The sequence below is a fragment of the Rosenbergiella metrosideri genome (genome assembly GCF_022602565.1).
GTDB lineage: Bacteria > Pseudomonadota > Gammaproteobacteria > Enterobacterales > Enterobacteriaceae > Rosenbergiella > Rosenbergiella metrosideri.
The window spans coordinates 42,093-58,983 of the sequence record NZ_JALBCV010000012.1; the positions used below are offsets into that span (position 1 = coordinate 42,093).

Consider the following 16,891-nt stretch of genomic DNA (forward strand, 5'->3'; position numbering starts at 1 on the left):
GCAAGCTGACGCTGAGTTGCCAGAATTAATTAGTAAGGAAGGCGTTAAAATATTTCTGCCAGCGTAAACTTCCTCCCGGAAAAAGAGAAGGACGGCCCATTGACCGTCCTGTCTCTACCGAAAAGCTTAGTGTTGCGCTTGAGGATCTTGCGGGGTGTAGAGGGCATCGGGCGCGATGTTCATATGCTTCAATACTGGACCAATAATATTGCCGAATACGGGTGCCGCAACACTTCCGCCGAAGTGGTCGCCTGCAGTGGGGTGGTTAATCATAATCACTAAGGCCACCACCGGATGACTGGCGGGCGCAACCCCTGCGGTGTAGTTGATATAACCGCCGTCGTATTTACCGTTACTGCCCATTTTTTCGGCCGTACCGGTCTTGATCGCGAGGCGATAGCCGGGGACTGCGGCACGAACCCCTGAACCACCGGGTAAGGCATCACTCTCCATCATATGCACCACGCTGCGCACCACGTCCTCATCTGCCACGCGGGTGCCGACAACTGGCGGCGTAACTTTAGTGATCGACAGTGGACGATAAAGCCCAAACGAGCCGAGTGTGGCGTATTCGCGTGCAATCTGTAGCGGGGTTACCCTTAAGCCGTAGCCGAACGAGAACGTAGCCCGCTCAATATCTGCCCAGCGTTGACGATGCAGTGGGAAGTAGCCCACGCTCTCTCCGGTCAATCCTAAGCCAGTCGAGCGACCAAGTCCGAAAGAGCGGTAAGTATTCACTAACACATCTGCTGGCATCGCGAGGGCGATATGCGAGACGCCGATATCACTCGATTTTTGTAAGATGCCGGTCATGGTTAGGCGTGGCCAGTGGCCGACATCGCGAATTAAGTGGCCATTAACGGTGTAAGGCGTGGTATCGATAACTGAATCAGGACGGACCAAATGACGTTGTAACCCTTCCATAACGACTAAGGGTTTGACGGTCGACCCCGGTTCAAAACTGTCGTTAATCGCCACGTTACGCATCTGTGCGGCATTCGCCCCTTCATAATTATTGGGGTTATAGGAAGGATAAGAGGCCATTCCTAACACTTCGCCGGTATCGACACGGACCATCACTGCTGCGCCAGAGTCCGCCTTATTTAATTCGACACCATCACGTAATTTCGAATACATGGTATATTGAATAAATTTATCAATACTCAATTGCACTGTCGGCGGCTGGGTTGGCGGCTGATAGCTGAGCATGGAGATAATATTCCCGTGACGGTCTTGGCGGTATTTCTCTTTGCCCGGTACCCCTTGTAACAGGGTATCGAAACTGTGCTCTAATCCATTCAGGCCTTTGTTGTCGGCACCGACAATACCAATCAGCGGTGCGGCGGCCTCGGCCATCGGGTAATAACGGCTATCGTCATAGACCGAGGTTAAGCCTTGCAAATGCAAGCTAGAGATATCTTTCGCGATGCCCAGTTCAACTTTACGCCCCAGATAGAGGAAACGTTTTTTGGCATTAGCCATGATCAGGTTAGCCAACTGCTCTGGACGCATATTTAAGGCGTTAGCCAGATAGGCCCATTTTGGGCTGTAAAAATTAGGGTTTGCTTCGAGGATTTTTAACGGATCAGCGATGATATCGCGGGACGGGACGCTCAAGGCAACGGTTTCACCGTTGCGGTCTAATAAGGTTCCGCGATTGGTGGGTAAGGTCACTGTGCGCAGGGAACGTTGATCAGCCTCGTGCTCCAGCATCGGTTGGTCGACCAGCTGCAGATCGCCGACGCGCAACAGTAACAATCCTAAGCAGGCCACGACCCCGAGGCAGACCAGACGAAATCGAAATGTGTTAAACGGCGATTTAGCTGAGTCTTTTCCTGTTTTCTTTTTCATCCGGGGCATAGCAGTCCGATAGGTTTAAAGTAAAGATAAATTTATCGGTAGTTTACCTCAAAAAGCCGTTATTCGGTCTGAAAACTGTGTTTCAGTTCGTAATTGAACCTAGTAGCAACTAGTAAAGCAATGAAAAATAAAGATTAAGGGGTTTTTTAGAGAAAAAAAAACCTGCGCGGACGCGCAGGCTGGTGTAACCCATGGATAGATGTTCACCGATTAATACCTCTGGGAGAGTTACTTTACTGAAAACAGGTGAACGACAGCCAGCCTTAAAACGCAACAGAACCCGGCAAAATGTAACGAACATTTAGCATCGTAACGTCTTCACGCGAATTGCTCGAACTTTAGAACAAAACTGAGATCTGAGCGGCATTTATCGTGGTTACATCGTCCAGTGATTGACGTAACATAATGCGGTGTAAACGTTTACCCTGGAAGTTTTACTATGGCTACTATTAAGGATGTCGCCCGATTGGCGGGGGTTTCCGTCGCAACGGTGTCGCGTGTCCTCAATCAATCTCCTAAAGCTAGTGCTCACTCACAAGAAGTCGTGGCGGAGGCGATGGCACAGCTAAATTATATTCCTAACGCAAATGCCCGCGCCCTCGCGCAGCAATCAACAGCGACCTTAGGCTTACTGGTCAATGATGTCTCTGACCCCTTCTTCGGCGCAATGGTAAAGGCCGTGGACCAAGTCGCGATTCAGACCGGGAATTTTTTATTGATCGGTAACGGTTACCACCGCGCCTCACAGGAAAAATTAGCCATCGAACAGCTGATCCGCCATCAGTGCCAAAGTCTAGTCGTTCACGCCAAGATGATCAGTGATGAAGCGTTGCAAACCCTGATGCGTCAAGTTCCGGGGATGGTCGTCAATAATCGCGTAGTGAAGGGGTTTGAGTCGCGTTGTATTGCCCTCGACAATCGTTATGGGAGCTGGCTGGCAACCCGTCACTTGATCAGTCAGGGCCACCAAAAAATCGCCTATATCTGCTCTAGTCACGCGATTTCTGACGCGAAAGAGCGCCTTGCCGGCTATCATGATGCGCTGCGTGATCATGGATTGACCTCACAGAGCGAGTTTATCGCTTATGGTGAACCGGATGAGAATGGCGGTGAGCAAGCGATGGTGTCACTGTTGGCACAGGGCCGACACTTTACGGCGATCGCCTGCTACAACGATTCGATGGCAGCCGGTGCACTGGCCGCCCTTACCGATAATGGCTTAAAAGTGCCAGAACAGATCTCGATGATTGGTTTCGATGATGTCCACGTCTCTCGCTATGTGCGCCCACGTTTGACGACCGTTCGTTACCCTGTGGTCGCAATGGCTCAGCAGGCGGCACACTTAGCGTTAGCCTTAGGTAACGGGTTAGCGCCACCCCCTGTGACGCATCTTTTCCAACCCACCTTAGTTATTCGCCATTCGGTGGCACGCTTAGAAGAACTGTGATCGACACCGCTTAGCAGTGAAGAGGCTGGGCTCTCTCAAGCGCGAGTAGCTCATCCAGCGTTTGCCGACGACGGATCTCAGTCACTCGGCCTTGATCCAGTAAGACTTCTGGGATTAACGGGCGGCTGTTGTAGTTCGATGACATCGAGGCCCCATAAGCGCCGGTATCGTGAAAGACCAAATAATCTCCGACCTGAGTGTGTGGCAGGTCACGCGGTTCAACTTCTCCGCCCGCTAGCTGAGTAAACACGTCCCCTGATTCGCAGAGCGGTCCCGCCACCAGCGTCTGTTGCTGAGGCCGCACGCTGGCATCACTGCCGTCTGCAGGCATCACCGATATATGATGGTAACTGCCGTACATCGCCGGGCGCATAAGATCGCTAAATCCCGCATCGACTAAGGTGAAATGACGGTTGCCCATCCATTTGGTGCCTCGCACCTCGCTGACCAAAACGCCCGATTGGGCGACCAGGAAGCGCCCAGGCTCGATCTCGAGGGTCACTTTGTGGCCGAGATGGCTGGCAATACGCTGACGGGCCTGATCCCATAATGAGAAGTAATGGGCAGGGTCGATCTCTTGATCGTCAAAGGTGTAAGGCGTCGATAAACCGCCACCTGCCGAGATCGCCTGCAGATCGCAGCCGCTGCCTAGCACTTGCTCGACCATCGCATCACAGACCTGTTGCAGATGTTGATAATCCACTCCCGAGCCAATGTGCATATGTAAGCCTTCAAGCTGTAAACCTGCCTGCTGAATCACGGCTAGCGCATCGGGCAGTTGCTGGTACCAAATACCGTGCTTGCTGTTTTCACCACCGGTATTGGTTTTCTGGCTATGCCCGTGTCCAAACCCCGGATTGATGCGTAACCAGACGCGATGTCCCGGCGAGCACTCAGCCAGTTGCTTAAGCATATCAATAGAACCGGTATTGACCGTCACCTTAAGATCGACCACTTGTGTCAGACCTTCGCGATCAAGCAGGTCAGCGGTAAAGACGATATCATCACCTTGCGGCTGATAACCCGCCTGTAGCGCACGGGTCAATTCCCCTACCGATACCGAGTCGACCTTCACCCCTTCCTCGCGCATTAAGCGCAGGATATGTGTATTCGAGCACGATTTCTGCGCAAAACGAATCACATCAAACTGCCGTAGCTTGGCGATTTGTTGGCGAATGATTTGCGCATCATAGGCCCAGAATGGCCCTTGATAATGCTGAGCTAAAGCCAGCAGTTGCGTCTGGTGTAAGGCGGTTGCAGGGTCAGTAATCGGGGTAGGCATTCTATTCTCCTTAAGCAAGGCTCTCAGTAAGCCACACTCTTTCCATATTGAAAAATATCATTTAATCGATACTCTATTCATTTCTGATATAGTGATAACGAGAAGTGTGATGACCCCATTAAGCTGGCGACAAATCGAAATCTTTCATGCGGTGATGACCCAAGGCACCTTGACCAGCGCGGCCGCGCTGCTGCGTACCTCTCAGCCGACATTAAGCCGAGAGCTAGCACGCCTCGAGCAACAGCTCACCGTGCCGTTGTTTCGACGTAGCCAAGGACGTCTACACCCCACTCAGCAAGGATTCCGATTATTTGAAGAAGTGCAGCGCAGTTGGTACGGCCGTCAGCGCATTCAAGAAACGGCTGCTGGTCTGGCGCAGTTTGAACAATCGGAAATGACCATCGCTTGCTTACCCGCATTCTCACAATCTCTGCTGCCCCATGCCTGCGCTGACTATTTACGCGACTACCCCGGCGCGAGTATGACTATTACTCCGCAAGAGTCACCTTTACTCGAAGAGTGGTTAACGGCACAACGTTTCGATCTTGGCCTCACCGAGACGCAATCGGTGCCTGAAGGCTGCGAGATTGATCATTTACTGACGGTCGATGAAGTCTGTGTACTGCCCAGCGATCATCCTTTAGCCTCACGTAACCTGCTTAATCCCAACGATTTTTGCGAGCTGCCTTTTATTAGTCTGTCGCGAACCGATAGCTACCGACAACTGCTCGACCAACTGTTTCAAGCAGAAGGCGTAACACGCCGTCTTGCCCTCGAAACCCACAGTGCGGCCTCTGTCTGTGCCATGGTAGGACAAGGCTGCGGGATATCGATCATTAATCCGCTGACCGCCATCGATTACTTGCCCCATAACGTGGTGATGCGCCGATTCAGTGTTTCGGTGCCCTTTACCGTCAGTGTTGTGACCCCCCGTCATCGTCCTGACTCAGCCGCCCGCAATATGTTTAGCCACTATTTACGAATGACGAGCGCCAACTTACAGCAGCGTATCGAGCAAGCGCTCACTTAATCATCCAATAAATTTGCAGCAAGAGGCTTGCACCGCGTGTCACGATCCCTTATTGTTATATTATAACATTACATTTAGGAGCGCTTATGAAACCCTCTATTCATCCTGCTTATCGTCAAGTGGTGTTTCACGACTTAGGCGCCGATCACTATATGGTGATCGGATCAACGATCAAGACTGACCGTGCGGTCGAATACCAAGGTGAAATTTACCCCTACGTCACCTTAGATGTCTCTGCTCACTCGCACCCTTTCTATACCGGTAAGCAGAAAGAGTTTGCCAAAGAAGGCAGTGCTGCACGCTTTGCACAACGCTTCGGCCGTTTTTTTGAACACACGAAAAAGGATAAATAATGAAAGTCCTCAGCTCACTGAAGTCGGCGAAGCAGCGCCACCCCGATTGCAAGATAGTCCGTCGTCATGGTCGCGTCTTTGTTATCTGTAAAAGTCACCCACGTTTTAAGGCCGTTCAGGGAACCAAGAAAAAACGCTAGGTCTTGATGTAAAAAAGCCAGAATATTCTGGCTTTGGTTTTGAGATAGGAATATTAAGCGTTAGCGGAACAAATAGACTACCGACAAAAAACAATATTAATCCGTTTGGAAAGCAAAAAGTAAGGGATCCATATGACTACCCCTAAAAGCCCATTCACTAATATCTTTACATCCTCCTTTTCATAGTGAGCGTTATCAACGGCAACATGAAGAACAGTAAAATATAACGCACTGATCATCCCTATCAGATAGAAAATTATCATGACTTTTCGAGTGTTTTTCTTGCGTCTAAAAAAGGATAGGGATGCATAAAGAGGGGTAAGGAAATCAGCGATCAGGAACGCAACTGCCGCCATGACGTCAAAAGACACGAAACTCATTTCATCGAAATGATCAATCACAATCATAGTGAAACTGTAAAGTTCCTGTGCACTACGAACAATTGCGAGAATAAGCCCTATGGCAGGAAGATACAGCAGTCCATTAATTTTTCTTAACTCTATATTTTCACAGGCATTACAGAGTCCAGACTCTTTATTTGCGTAGAATCTCTTACATTCTATACATTTCATTTCTTACTCCACTTTCGTCCATGATATGGAAATAAAATTTCACCGAGTAAATAGGGGGTTAAATTTTAATCCAAAAACTGACTATCTCTGAGCTACCTGAACCGATAACATTACAAGTAAATTCAGATATAGGTTAGTCAAAATATTTTTGCAACGTCATTAGCTTTTGAATTATTGAATAAACATCATATCGGAACCATTATTAAATACCGCATCATCTACTATAGTTGAAGTGTTCTATCGAACACTATGTTTCGGATCCTCCAACCCAGTAATTCCTATCGTTATACAAACCCTTTAGCTAAATTATTATTTTAACCCCCTATATTAATAATATAAAAATATTATAAACATTTTATTCTGTAGATAGAATTAATCTGGTAAGACCTGCAGCTTCCTCTTCGGGGTATGAAATTACTTTTTCCCACATAGTCTTAACCAATTCACACGCGATATTTTCTTTTCCTAAGCCTTTGAGAGGCTGTTCAAGAATATTTAAATCATCACCATATTTTACATGTAAAAATCTAGCGACCAATTTAATATTTTCTTTAGCTTTATTTTTTTCCTTCTCGGTAATAACATGTCTATTTTTAGAATAGGATGACTTCATCATCTCTATATCCGTTTCAACTCGTTTTTTTAAAAAATCTTGAGATAGATATTTAAGAGGGTTAATTCCTCCTTTCACTTCTGAGAATAAAAACTTGAAGCACTTATCTGGATTAATTATTTGTATTTTTTCAATTTGCTCTATATTTAACCTCATTACCTCGACAACCCAAGGGTTGGTTGCGGACTGCATTCTTTGCTTGTTAATTTTTAACATCTCTATCTGGATAGCATCAATCATTTCTTGCTCTGAAAGATGTTGTTTGGCTATCGCTATCATCTTATTTTTCAGGTGAGTATAAGTTTGAGGTTCATATTCTTCTATTACTCGAAAATGTGGTGCTTTTTTGATTGCAGATTCGACACTTGTAATAATTTCACTTTTAGTTGAGCTTTTATTCAAAAGATAAGCACCAACATTCCAAAGAGCAATGGTTATTAACAATATAGTCCAGCCCTGAACTTTACTAATCCATCCTTTTTTCCTCAAGAATTCTACAATGATACCAACCACTGCTGCGACACATCCCGATACTAATACCTGTGATAAATTCATCATAAATTCCTTTTACGATCATATTCTATAAAACAATTAATATATTAAGATCTCTTTCTTATCTATATATTAAGTTACGCCCCCATCCGCCGCTGCCTCGAGACCCAGTAATTCACCGATCCCTTTCTCCACAGCTCTATTTCGACATATAGCGACCTCAGTACATGTTTTGAAGCTGAGTTATGTCACGGTTGATAGATAGTTATTCTCAACTACACTGGTAGTGATTGGTCACAAATCATCCTCCAAAGCTGCATTCACGACTCCTGATGCTTTAAACAACCATTTCAGGGCTCCGGACATAAAAGGTGAGTCTAATGGCGTCACTTCTACTAAAAAATGAGTGTTATCCAATGGCGGCTCTAAAATAATAGCATTCCACCAAAACCACATTCTTTCGGTCGGCTCTAACCATGATAGCCAACCTGATAGAGTCCAGCGTTCGTCTTGTGCTGCATCCTTAAGCTTTTCTTCATCTGATGCGACAGCCAAGCCTTTACCAATCTCACTGGCATACTGATTTATGACAGCATTATCTTTTGCGGTTTCCTGCCGCACAAGATCAGCGACATCCAAGTCAATCCCTTGTAAATAACCGTTTTGCAGGAAATAGTTATAAGCTTTATTGGCGACATCACGACCAAATGCACCGAGCCCTTTGTCCACGACCATGTTTCGACATGTGGCGACTTCAGCACATGCTGTAACACCCAGTCGTGCCACGGCGGATAAATTATTATTCTCAACCATAATTCCGGCGCGAAGGCCGGGATTGTTATGCTATCTGCTTCGCTTTTTCCTATAGTGCTGGTAATAGATCCACCAACAGCCTATTGCTATCAACGATCCGGAGAAAGATGCAGCTATGGTATATTTCCATATATCCGCCCAAACTAGCTCAAATGGAATTTGATACATTAGTAGGATATATACTCTTATAAGAACATATGAAAATAGAAAAACCATTATCATTGCTATGTTACATGTAATAAATAAGTAGAGAAAAATAATGAACCAAGATTCTTTTTTCATCATTACTTCTTCCCATTACTATTTACGGTCTTACCAAGCTGATCATTGAAGATTTCTGTAGCTGCACTGCCTGATGTATTACCCGCCATACCCGGCACTGGACTAACTGGCATAGGCTTCGATATCCCCATGCCAATATCAACCCATTCATAACTCCTCCATCTAGGATTCAATACCTTATCAAGCTGACCCTGAACCACTTTACCAACACCATAACCTAGCCCCGAAGCCACTCCACTGATTACACCACCTTTTAGTGGATCATCACCTTTAAGATAACTGGAAGTAGCGCCACTAACAGCATTTACACCCATTGTCCCCCACAGCCCTGTTCCTACTGTCGCGACTCCGGTCCAGTAGCCCAGAATCACATCATTCGGGCTCACTTCACCGTTAATCAGATAACCTACGCCAGCATTAGCACCTGCACCTATCAGGCTGGTCGCCGCCGCCGCCGCGGGCAATAACGGCCAGGTCATCGCAGTCCCCATTGCCGCCACTGCTGCTTCACAGGATATAGGCGTCCCGCCGCTACAGGCCTCCTTGATAGCTGCTTTTGTTCCCTCTTCGTAATTCGCAACAGTGCCGGGTTTTTGCTTATTAGCTGCCGCAAGCACACTCCCCAGCGCATTATTCTCAACCGTCACCTTCCCTGCCTGCATCCCTGCTAACGTACTCTCCGTATCGCCCCCGACTAAGCCTGCCGCCAAACCGGCGGCAAGGGTGGCTAGGGCGCTCACCGTCTGCTTCTGATCCTCGTCAAGCTGATTAGCCTCTAGGCCATAAACTTGGCTGGCGATAATCCCCACGAGCTCTGCACTGGTGGCCCCGGCCGCCATGGCTAAAGGATCCTTACCCTGGGCCGCGGCCAGCGCCGCGTTCACCGTCGCATGGGCTAATTGCTTACCAAAGGTATCGAGTTCACTGTGGCCAATAACGTTCGCAATATAGGGTGCGGCGCCGCCCGCTAACACGGTGCCAATATCTCCACCAGCAAGGCCCTGCACCGCCGCGGTCGCCGCTTGGATAGCTCGCTGAACGCTGCCGCCGACACCGAGGCCCGAGTCGTTTATCGCCTGCTGATAAAATTGCTGATAGACGGACTCTACCCATTTACGCTCATCGAGTTGTTGATCGGGATGCTGCTCAAGCCACTGCGCTTTGATCTCTTCCTGCTGCGCGGGGGTGAGCTGGGCAATTTTCTCTTTCGCCGTTTTTGCTGCCGACAGTTTGCCCTGCGTCTCGGCGATATTCGCCGCTTGTGCACCAATACTGCTAATCAATTGCGCTTCGCGTAGGCGGTTTTGCTCCTTTTCCTTGTCGAATATCGGGCTAAGTGTCTGGTGAGCATGTTCAACATCGCGACTTAACGAGGATAAAGAGTGTGATTGCTCAGTCAAGTCACGTACCACAAGCGTTCCTTGGCTTATCGCTGAATGGGTGACCGACTCAGCACTCCCGGAGCCCTGTGCCCCTGACAGTAAAGAGGTCGCGGCGTCCTTAATTAATTGCCCTACTGGGTCGCCCCCCGAACTCATGCCGACACTTTGGTGCTCAACCTTATACTGCGCATGATTACGAATATCCGTAAACCCAAGTGTGCCGGTATCTAGACGATTATTCTGTGCGGCGGCGGTCGAGCCGATGACCGCCCCCTGTAGTTGGGTATGATGACCGACCTCAATCTTAAACCCGCCCTGCCCGGCAAAAATCCCTGTTTGCTCCTGTACCGAGGCGTAAGTATTGTCGATTTTATCGCGCGAGAGGTTGAGCGAGAAAGCACCACCGCCCATACTTGCACTCCCCCCTACGCTGGCACCGTTCTGCATCAAGGCGTAATCATCGGTATCTTGCTCGCTGGTCAGGGTAAGGTCACGCCCTACCGTCATCTCAACCGTCTTACCACTTGCCTGCGCGCCGGTGAGATGAGCATCTCGGCCACTGACGATACTTAGCGTTTCCCCGGCATTCAGGGTCGTTTCGCTATGGGAGAGGGTATTCCCCTTTTCGTGGCCCTTCGCCGTATTAAGGCTGGCACTGACAGAAATTCCATCAGCTCCACTGCCAAAGTTAAACCCAATACCCAAAGAGCCGCCCTGACTGCTATGTTTTCCGCTGACTTGCTGGCGATCTGCCACCGACTCTAGCAGCACATCGTTTGTCGCCTTGAGGCTGATATTCTGCCCCGCTTGGACGCGGCTGCCTACCATGCGGATGTCGCCGTCATCGGCGGTAATAGTAAGATTATTACCGGCTGTCAGTTGACTGGCTTGATGTTGCTGCGTTGCATGAGTCTGGGTTGAGGTCGATGATTGGCTTCCCCAGGAGAGGTTAATCCCCGCCATGGTTCCCGCGGGCTCCGAACTCAATCCGTTAGCCTGTACCGCTTGGTAAGCTTGGACCCCGGTCAAGGCCGACTGTACGCCTTTTAAGGCCGCTAAACGCCCAGAGTCCTCCTCGCCTACGGAGGTCGCTTGGCTAATGGCTTGATTGACTAACGCCCCGACGCTACCGGAGAGCGCCAAGGTGAAGCCACTGCTTTTTTGCTCAGAAAAGTGGCTCTGGCTGCTATGCTGTTCGCTGGCCGAGATTGTCACCTCTTTGGCAGCTAAATGGATATCGCGTTTTGCCAACAGTTCGGCGCCGGTCAGGGTCAGCCCCGATCCCGCCGTCATCGTCACGCTGCCTTCGCTGCTGCCCACTAAGCTGCCAAGATGGCTTACCGAACGACCTTCATCCGTTAAGCGTTGGGTCTGTTGACCATAACTGAACCCAATTCCACCGGTGCCCGATAGACCCTTACGTTTTTGTTCGTAACGATGGACCTCTTGGCGACTGTTCTCTGCTTGGGTCAAGCTCAGGGCATTACCGGCTTGTACAACCACCTGCTGCGCCCCAATGGCGCGACTGCCGACTAAGCTCAGATCATGTCCCGCCTGCAGGTGGACCTGCTCTCCTTCCACTACACTGCTTAATGCCTGTATCGTCGAGACGCTATCATGGCGCGTCTGCGTTTTACTGGATAACCACCCGGCGCTACGTTGCTGACTATTCTCTGTCACCGACTGTTGCGACTGACCACTTTTCAGCGTGAGATCACGCCCCGCCGTCAGACTTAGGGTATCCCCCGCACTCACCTTTGCCGCCTGCAGGCTGATATCGCGTCCCGCGAGTAAGGTTATCTGTCCCTTCCCCTCAATATGGCTACCCAACGCGCTCGTCTCGGTAACACGTCGATCGTTGCCTTTCCCCCAGTCTAACGACTCATGGCTTGCGGTGGTCACAGTGGTCAGTTGCAGATCATTACCTGCCGATAACTGCGTATGGCTACCTTGCCCCTTATTTTCGACCAAACTGCCTGCCAGCAGGAGGTCGTTCTGGGCGTGTAAGGTTAAGCTTCCGCCGTCGTTTTGCACAAAAATGGAGGCAGGACGGTCACGCCAGCGATTCTCCCCCTCTTCCGCCATCACCGTTTGACTGGTGATATTCCGTCCTGCTAACAGCGAGAGACTCTGCTCGGCTTGCAGTCGCCCTCCCAGCTGAGTGATATCGCGCATTGCCGTCAATGCCACCTCACGACCAAGGAGATCGCCGAGATGAGTAATATTTTCAGCCTTGATCTGCACTGATTCGCGGCCAACCAAAGTGCCACTATTCACCAGATCGCCCGTGAGCTGTAATTGCGTCTGCCGAGCAGAGAGCAACCCACCTTGGCGAGTGACATCGCCGCTTTGGACCTGTGCGTAGACTTGAGGCACTAACACCTTATGCCGGGAGCCATCGGCGAGAGTGACCTCTTGCTGAACCAGCCACACCATATCGCTGGTCAGTTGCGCTATCTGCTCAGCGGTTAAGGCAATCCCCGGGGTGAGGTGAAAGCGTTGAGCAAAGGCGATCCCGGCATCCAGTAACGCTCTGTATTGCTGCTCATCGTTATCAAATCCTTGTAAAAAACGGCTTCCGGTTAAGGCTGTTATCTGTTCACGTACCAAGGCTTGCTCATAAAAACCATCGCCCAACCGCTTAGTCAGTCGTCCCTCCGTCCACGAGAGTTGATCGAATATCCGGTCACTGCTGAGAAACTGTGCTAACTGAGTAAAGCGGGGGTCGGTTTCGATTAAGAACGGTACATCAGTCGCTGGCCGTAGCTGATAGAGGGCATTATCCGGTATCGCTACGTTCGCTGGCACAAACTGAATCACCTTTCCTGTTTCGCTTACGACGCGGTTAATCGCCTGATGGGCATCAGGCTGTTGCAGGCTATTGCTATCGAGGGCGCTTGCGGCCGCCACCTCGGTGGTCACCACCTGCGAGGTTCGTCCCGTCATTGTCTGTCCAGTGCCATGCCCGCTGCGGTATTCTTGCCAACGCAGCTGCTGAAAATCGATCGTCGTTGTGGTGGGCTGAGGGACGTAACCGCTCGTGCGCTTGCCTTGACTGGTGACGGTGCCGCCGATAGGTCTATCCTTTTTCTCCGCATACCACCGGGTGACCGTGCCAATATCGGTGGTGATCCGCTCACCCCAGGTCACGAGATTGTTAAGCGAACCGATAACTCCCAGTAATTTTCCGCCCGCGACCACGATACTGTCTTGGTTGGTCACCTGTTGACTGTTGAGCGTTAAATCCCCCCCTGCAATGATTTTTCCGGGGTCGCTTTTTACAATCTGTGTTTCCAGTACAGTACGCTGATAGCGATACTCGTAAAAATCCTCACCCTGTGTGCCGTCCGGCATTTTTGCCGTATGGACTCCGTACTTATTTTTATAGCGGGTATCCACCTCCTGCCAATCATAGCGCTGTATCGAGCCGCTGAGTGCCGCCTCATGGTGTGTCGTATTTTCTACCTCGACTAAGGCCGTGGTTAAGGTCTCGTTATGATTAGTAATAAGCTGGCTATTGAGTGTCATTGCCCCTAATGCCTCGAGGGTGGCACTGGTGTTATGTAATTCTGCGGCTTGGCCTTGTGCACGTCGTTGTGCATCGAGTGTAGCCCCGACCACTAACTCTCCGACGCTAAAAATAATACTGTTTGCCAGATTATTTAGGCTAGGTGTGGCGATTGACAGGTGCTGACGGGCCGCAGTAATCGGTGATAGGCCAGCCTCTTGCCGCTGGGTAAAGGCCTGAGTCTCTATCGCCAAATGATCACCATAGAGTCGCCCTCCCGCGAGATTATCGAGCTGTCCCGCGTGGATAAGTGTCTCCCCGCCATCAATCAGCCCCTGATTAAGCAGGGTATTTTGTACCTGAAGAGTGGTTTGACTGGCGTTGATCTCACCGTTGTGCTGGTTGGTCAGCGTAGGCAGGCGTAGGGTCATCAAGCCGCCCGCGCTCAATAGCCCTTGGTTATCGAGACCTTGTTTAAACGATGCAGTAATGTCCCCCTTCGCGAGTATCCGCCCACGATGGAGAAAGCGCTTATCGAAGCTAAGCTGCATTGCATGGTGAGAGAGCAGCTCGCCCACCCCGCTGAGCGCCGCAGCGTGGATCGCTAAATACTGGTCAGCGACTAAAGTTCCCCCCTGGTTATCGACTATCGTGTCTGACGTCCCCTGTACCAACAGCTGCTGCCCAGCACTGAGCAGTCCCGAGGGGTTAATCAGGTCTTTATCGATCCTCAGGACTAAGTCGCCTTGACTACGTACTGTGCCCCCCGAATTATCAAGACTCTGGCTATGCAGCGTAACCGACTCTCCTTCAATGCCCTGTTGACCAGGCTTCTCGCCACGATTAGTCAGAGCTGCCGCCGTCAGCGTCATCGCTTGGCCGCTGCGCAGCCATCCCTGACTGTTGTCGAGCTGTCCCGTAACACTTAGCTGTGCATCGCCAAAGGCTTGGATCGATCCTTGGTGGTTGGTCAATTGCCCAGCGTCGAGTTGCAGGCGGTTACCCGCTGCTAACTGCCCCGCGGTATTATCGAACTCTTGACCTGTGGTCTGTAAGGTAACATCGGCTTTACCGGCAATGCGCCCGTGTAAATTGATGAGTGCGCCACTCTCGAGCGCTATCCCCTTACCCGCAAGCAGTTCACCTTGCGTATTATCGAGTCGAGAGCCCTGCGTAGTCAGGATGAGAGTTTGATCTGCCTGGATCAGGCCCTGGGTATTGCTGATGCTGGTCGTTTTGACTGTAAGATCTGCGCCACTGAGCAGCGTGCCAGCCTGATTAGTCAAGGCCGCCGTGGTGAGCTGTGCCGCGTCGCGTGAAGCGATTAGCCCTTGCTGATTATCCAATGCGTCGCCACTCAGCGTTAACCTGCCTTGGCTGATAATGCCACCACTTTTCAACGTCTCTCTGTTGGTGATTCTGCCCTGTTTGGCGGTAATCGCCAGCGACTCGCCCGCTTGAATCAATCCGCGATCGTTATCCAGTCCTTGGCTCGTCAATGCTAACTGTTTACTGGCGCTGATTACCCCCTGTTGATTATTAAGGGGCGATGAAGCGGTATTGATCGCAATCTCCGCAGCGCTGATCTGCCCTTGCTGATTGTTAAATTGTGAGCCCGTCAGCGTTAAGCGCTGGCTCTGCGTAATAAGGCGGCCTTGATGATTATCCATCCCTTCTTGCAGGGAGAGCGTTAAGGCTTGCTCGCCGCGATGCTGCAGGGTGCCAGCACGATTAGAGAGACCTGTTGCGTTAATAGAGAGTGTTTCCGCACTCAGATGCCCCGCATCGTTATTAAGCTGTTGCGCACTATCGACCTTAATGTGTTGCGCCACGACGACGGCTTTTCGGGTATCGATATTCCCCTGACTGGCCATCAACTCGACGCGGTTGGCATGGGTCTGACTGCTATCGGCGGTAATCTGTGATGCCTTAACGACCACGCTCTCTTTGGCCCGGTTATCCCCGCTGAGCGTTATCGCGCCGTCGCTAGACAGCAATAGACTACCGGTTTGGCTCGCTTGCCCGTCTCGCGTAATCCCTGCGGCGAGGGAGCCATCGCTCGATAATTTCCCTGCGGAAGTGATCTGAATATGCTGGCTCGCTTGCAGGTGCCCCCGGTGAGTGAGCGTGCCTTGGGAGCTGATCACGACGTCCCCCGCAGCTGCACCTATCGTCCCAGCATTATGGACGCCGACACCCGCCTCAGTCCCCCGTAACATAATTTTATTGGCATACATGCCGCCCAGCTGAGAGACATCTATCGCGAACTGAGGACGCTCACTCACCTCCCCAGTCTGCACCCTAACCTCGCCATTGCGGGCATCGATCGTGTTCAGCCCGGTGGTGATCGATAGGGCTTTAGCCTGCAACGCGGCATTAATTTTTACGGCTCGGGCCAGTAGTTCCGTGCTGTCTTGGCGGGTACTGTCCATTCCCTTGCCCTCGATGCGGATCATCCCCTGTTGCACTCTATAATGACTGACTTGGCCATCGGTTAAATGGGTTTGCCCGGTGGTCAAGGTAGTGCGATTGGCATTAATAAAGCCGCAACCATCACAGCTGATCCCGGCGGGGTTAGCAATAATGATATCGGCTTGACGGCCAGCGACCTCTAGCATGCCATTGAGTAAGGAGGGATCACGGCTATTCACCTCATTGAGAATGACTTTCGCTTCCCCTTTAGCCAGCCAAGGATTGGCGGCCACCTGCCCGGCGAGCTGAGTCTGGCTAGTGGTACGGCCATTATTCAAAATCGCTCCCCGCTGCTCGATATCAAACTGCGTATACTTATTGTGTGAAACCCCTGCAGCACTCGGGGCTTGAATATTGATCTGCTCGATACCATTTGCCGTCTGCAAGAGGGTGGGCTGCTGGTGTCCAGAGGCCTGCGAGTCGGCGATCACTTTTGCCTGAACAGGAAAACTGATACAGCCTATGGCCAACAATCCCCCTAGGCAGAGTCGAGTCAGGCGAAACGCCCGCGAAGAGGCGGTGCGACTGTCGGGGGCACAAGGTGCAGTCAGGGCATAAGCCGATACGGTAATATCGGCGACCACCATCGCCATGCCCCGAGCGGGGTTGTACACAATACGGTAGCGATTTTTATTCATCCTTGAA

10 protein-coding genes are annotated in these 16,891 nt (G+C 50.7%); 4 read left to right on the plus strand and 6 right to left on the minus strand.

Annotated elements, in window-relative coordinates; genetic code table 11:
• Nucleotides 1-126: 126 nt before the first annotated feature.
• Complete coding sequence (locus tag MKR94_RS11915; protein WP_241647107.1) at nt 127-1,860, minus strand: penicillin-binding transpeptidase domain-containing protein; 1,734 nt, start codon at nt 1,858-1,860, stop codon at nt 127-129.
• Nucleotides 1,861-2,299: 439 nt separating this feature from the next.
• Between MKR94_RS11915 and galR the strand changes: the two genes are divergently transcribed.
• Nucleotides 2,300-3,307: an HTH-type transcriptional regulator GalR gene (gene galR / locus MKR94_RS11920; RefSeq protein WP_241647108.1), complete on the plus strand. Its 1,008-nt coding sequence runs from the start codon at nt 2,300-2,302 to the stop codon at nt 3,305-3,307.
• Nucleotides 3,308-3,317: 10 nt separating this feature from the next.
• On the opposite strand, the gene lysA is transcribed toward galR, so the two are convergent.
• Complete coding sequence (gene lysA, locus MKR94_RS11925) at nt 3,318-4,589, minus strand: diaminopimelate decarboxylase (protein ID WP_241647109.1); 1,272 nt, start codon at nt 4,587-4,589, stop codon at nt 3,318-3,320.
• A gap of 109 nt (nt 4,590-4,698) precedes the next feature.
• Here lysA and MKR94_RS11930 point away from each other — a divergent pair, with 109 nt between their 5' ends.
• The 3 genes from MKR94_RS11930 to ykgO all read left to right on the plus strand — a co-directional run bounded on the left by MKR94_RS11930 (nt 4,699) and on the right by ykgO (nt 6,112).
• Nucleotides 4,699-5,619, plus strand: coding sequence for a LysR family transcriptional regulator (locus MKR94_RS11930; RefSeq protein WP_241647110.1), 921 nt, complete (start codon nt 4,699-4,701; stop codon nt 5,617-5,619).
• 86 nt (nt 5,620-5,705) lie between these two features.
• The gene (locus MKR94_RS11935; RefSeq protein ID WP_241647111.1) at nt 5,706-5,972 is read left to right on the plus strand and encodes a type B 50S ribosomal protein L31; all 267 of its coding nucleotides are present in this window, start codon (nt 5,706-5,708) and stop codon (nt 5,970-5,972) included.
• Nucleotides 5,972-6,112 carry a type B 50S ribosomal protein L36 gene (gene ykgO, locus MKR94_RS11940; protein ID WP_241587265.1) on the plus strand — a complete coding sequence of 47 codons (141 nt, stop codon included), beginning with the start codon at nt 5,972-5,974 and terminating at the stop codon, nt 6,110-6,112. The genes MKR94_RS11935 and ykgO overlap by 1 nt, the downstream gene beginning before the upstream one ends.
• Before the next feature lie 77 nt (nt 6,113-6,189).
• Here the strand turns inward: ykgO and MKR94_RS11945 are convergent, their stop codons facing one another.
• From MKR94_RS11945 to MKR94_RS11960, 4 genes are all read right to left on the minus strand, one after another.
• Entirely contained in the window at nt 6,190-6,684 is a 495-nt protein-coding gene (locus tag MKR94_RS11945) for a DUF2569 domain-containing protein (protein ID WP_241647112.1), read from the minus strand.
• 355 nt (nt 6,685-7,039) lie between these two features.
• On the minus strand, nt 7,040-7,852 hold the full coding sequence (locus MKR94_RS11950; protein WP_241647113.1) for a hypothetical protein: 813 nt from the start codon (nt 7,850-7,852) through the stop codon (nt 7,040-7,042).
• Nucleotides 7,853-8,083: 231 nt separating this feature from the next.
• Complete coding sequence (locus tag MKR94_RS11955) at nt 8,084-8,602, minus strand: hypothetical protein (protein ID WP_241647114.1); 519 nt, start codon at nt 8,600-8,602, stop codon at nt 8,084-8,086.
• 284 nt (nt 8,603-8,886) lie between these two features.
• Nucleotides 8,887-16,884 carry a two-partner secretion domain-containing protein gene (locus MKR94_RS11960; protein ID WP_241647115.1) on the minus strand — a complete coding sequence of 2,666 codons (7,998 nt, stop codon included), beginning with the start codon at nt 16,882-16,884 and terminating at the stop codon, nt 8,887-8,889.
• Nucleotides 16,885-16,891 lie beyond the last annotated feature (7 nt).

What these genes read in the sequence shown, in the direction of transcription:
- MKR94_RS11960 (WP_241647115.1), bottom strand. Translation starts at nt 16,884, where the DNA reads ATGAATAAAAATCGCTACCGTATTGTGTACAACCCCGCTCGGGGCATG.
- ykgO (WP_241587265.1), top strand. Translation starts at nt 5,972, where the DNA reads ATGAAAGTCCTCAGCTCACTGAAGTCGGCGAAGCAGCGCCACCCCGAT.
- MKR94_RS11945 (WP_241647112.1), bottom strand. Translation starts at nt 6,684, where the DNA reads ATGAAATGTATAGAATGTAAGAGATTCTACGCAAATAAAGAGTCTGGA.
- lysA (WP_241647109.1), bottom strand. Translation starts at nt 4,589, where the DNA reads ATGCCTACCCCGATTACTGACCCTGCAACCGCCTTACACCAGACGCAA.
- MKR94_RS11915 (WP_241647107.1), bottom strand. Translation starts at nt 1,860, where the DNA reads ATGCCCCGGATGAAAAAGAAAACAGGAAAAGACTCAGCTAAATCGCCG.
- MKR94_RS11950 (WP_241647113.1), bottom strand. Translation starts at nt 7,852, where the DNA reads ATGAATTTATCACAGGTATTAGTATCGGGATGTGTCGCAGCAGTGGTT.
- MKR94_RS11930 (WP_241647110.1), top strand. Translation starts at nt 4,699, where the DNA reads ATGACCCCATTAAGCTGGCGACAAATCGAAATCTTTCATGCGGTGATG.
- MKR94_RS11935 (WP_241647111.1), top strand. Translation starts at nt 5,706, where the DNA reads ATGAAACCCTCTATTCATCCTGCTTATCGTCAAGTGGTGTTTCACGAC.
- galR (WP_241647108.1), top strand. Translation starts at nt 2,300, where the DNA reads ATGGCTACTATTAAGGATGTCGCCCGATTGGCGGGGGTTTCCGTCGCA.
- MKR94_RS11955 (WP_241647114.1), bottom strand. Translation starts at nt 8,602, where the DNA reads ATGGTTGAGAATAATAATTTATCCGCCGTGGCACGACTGGGTGTTACA.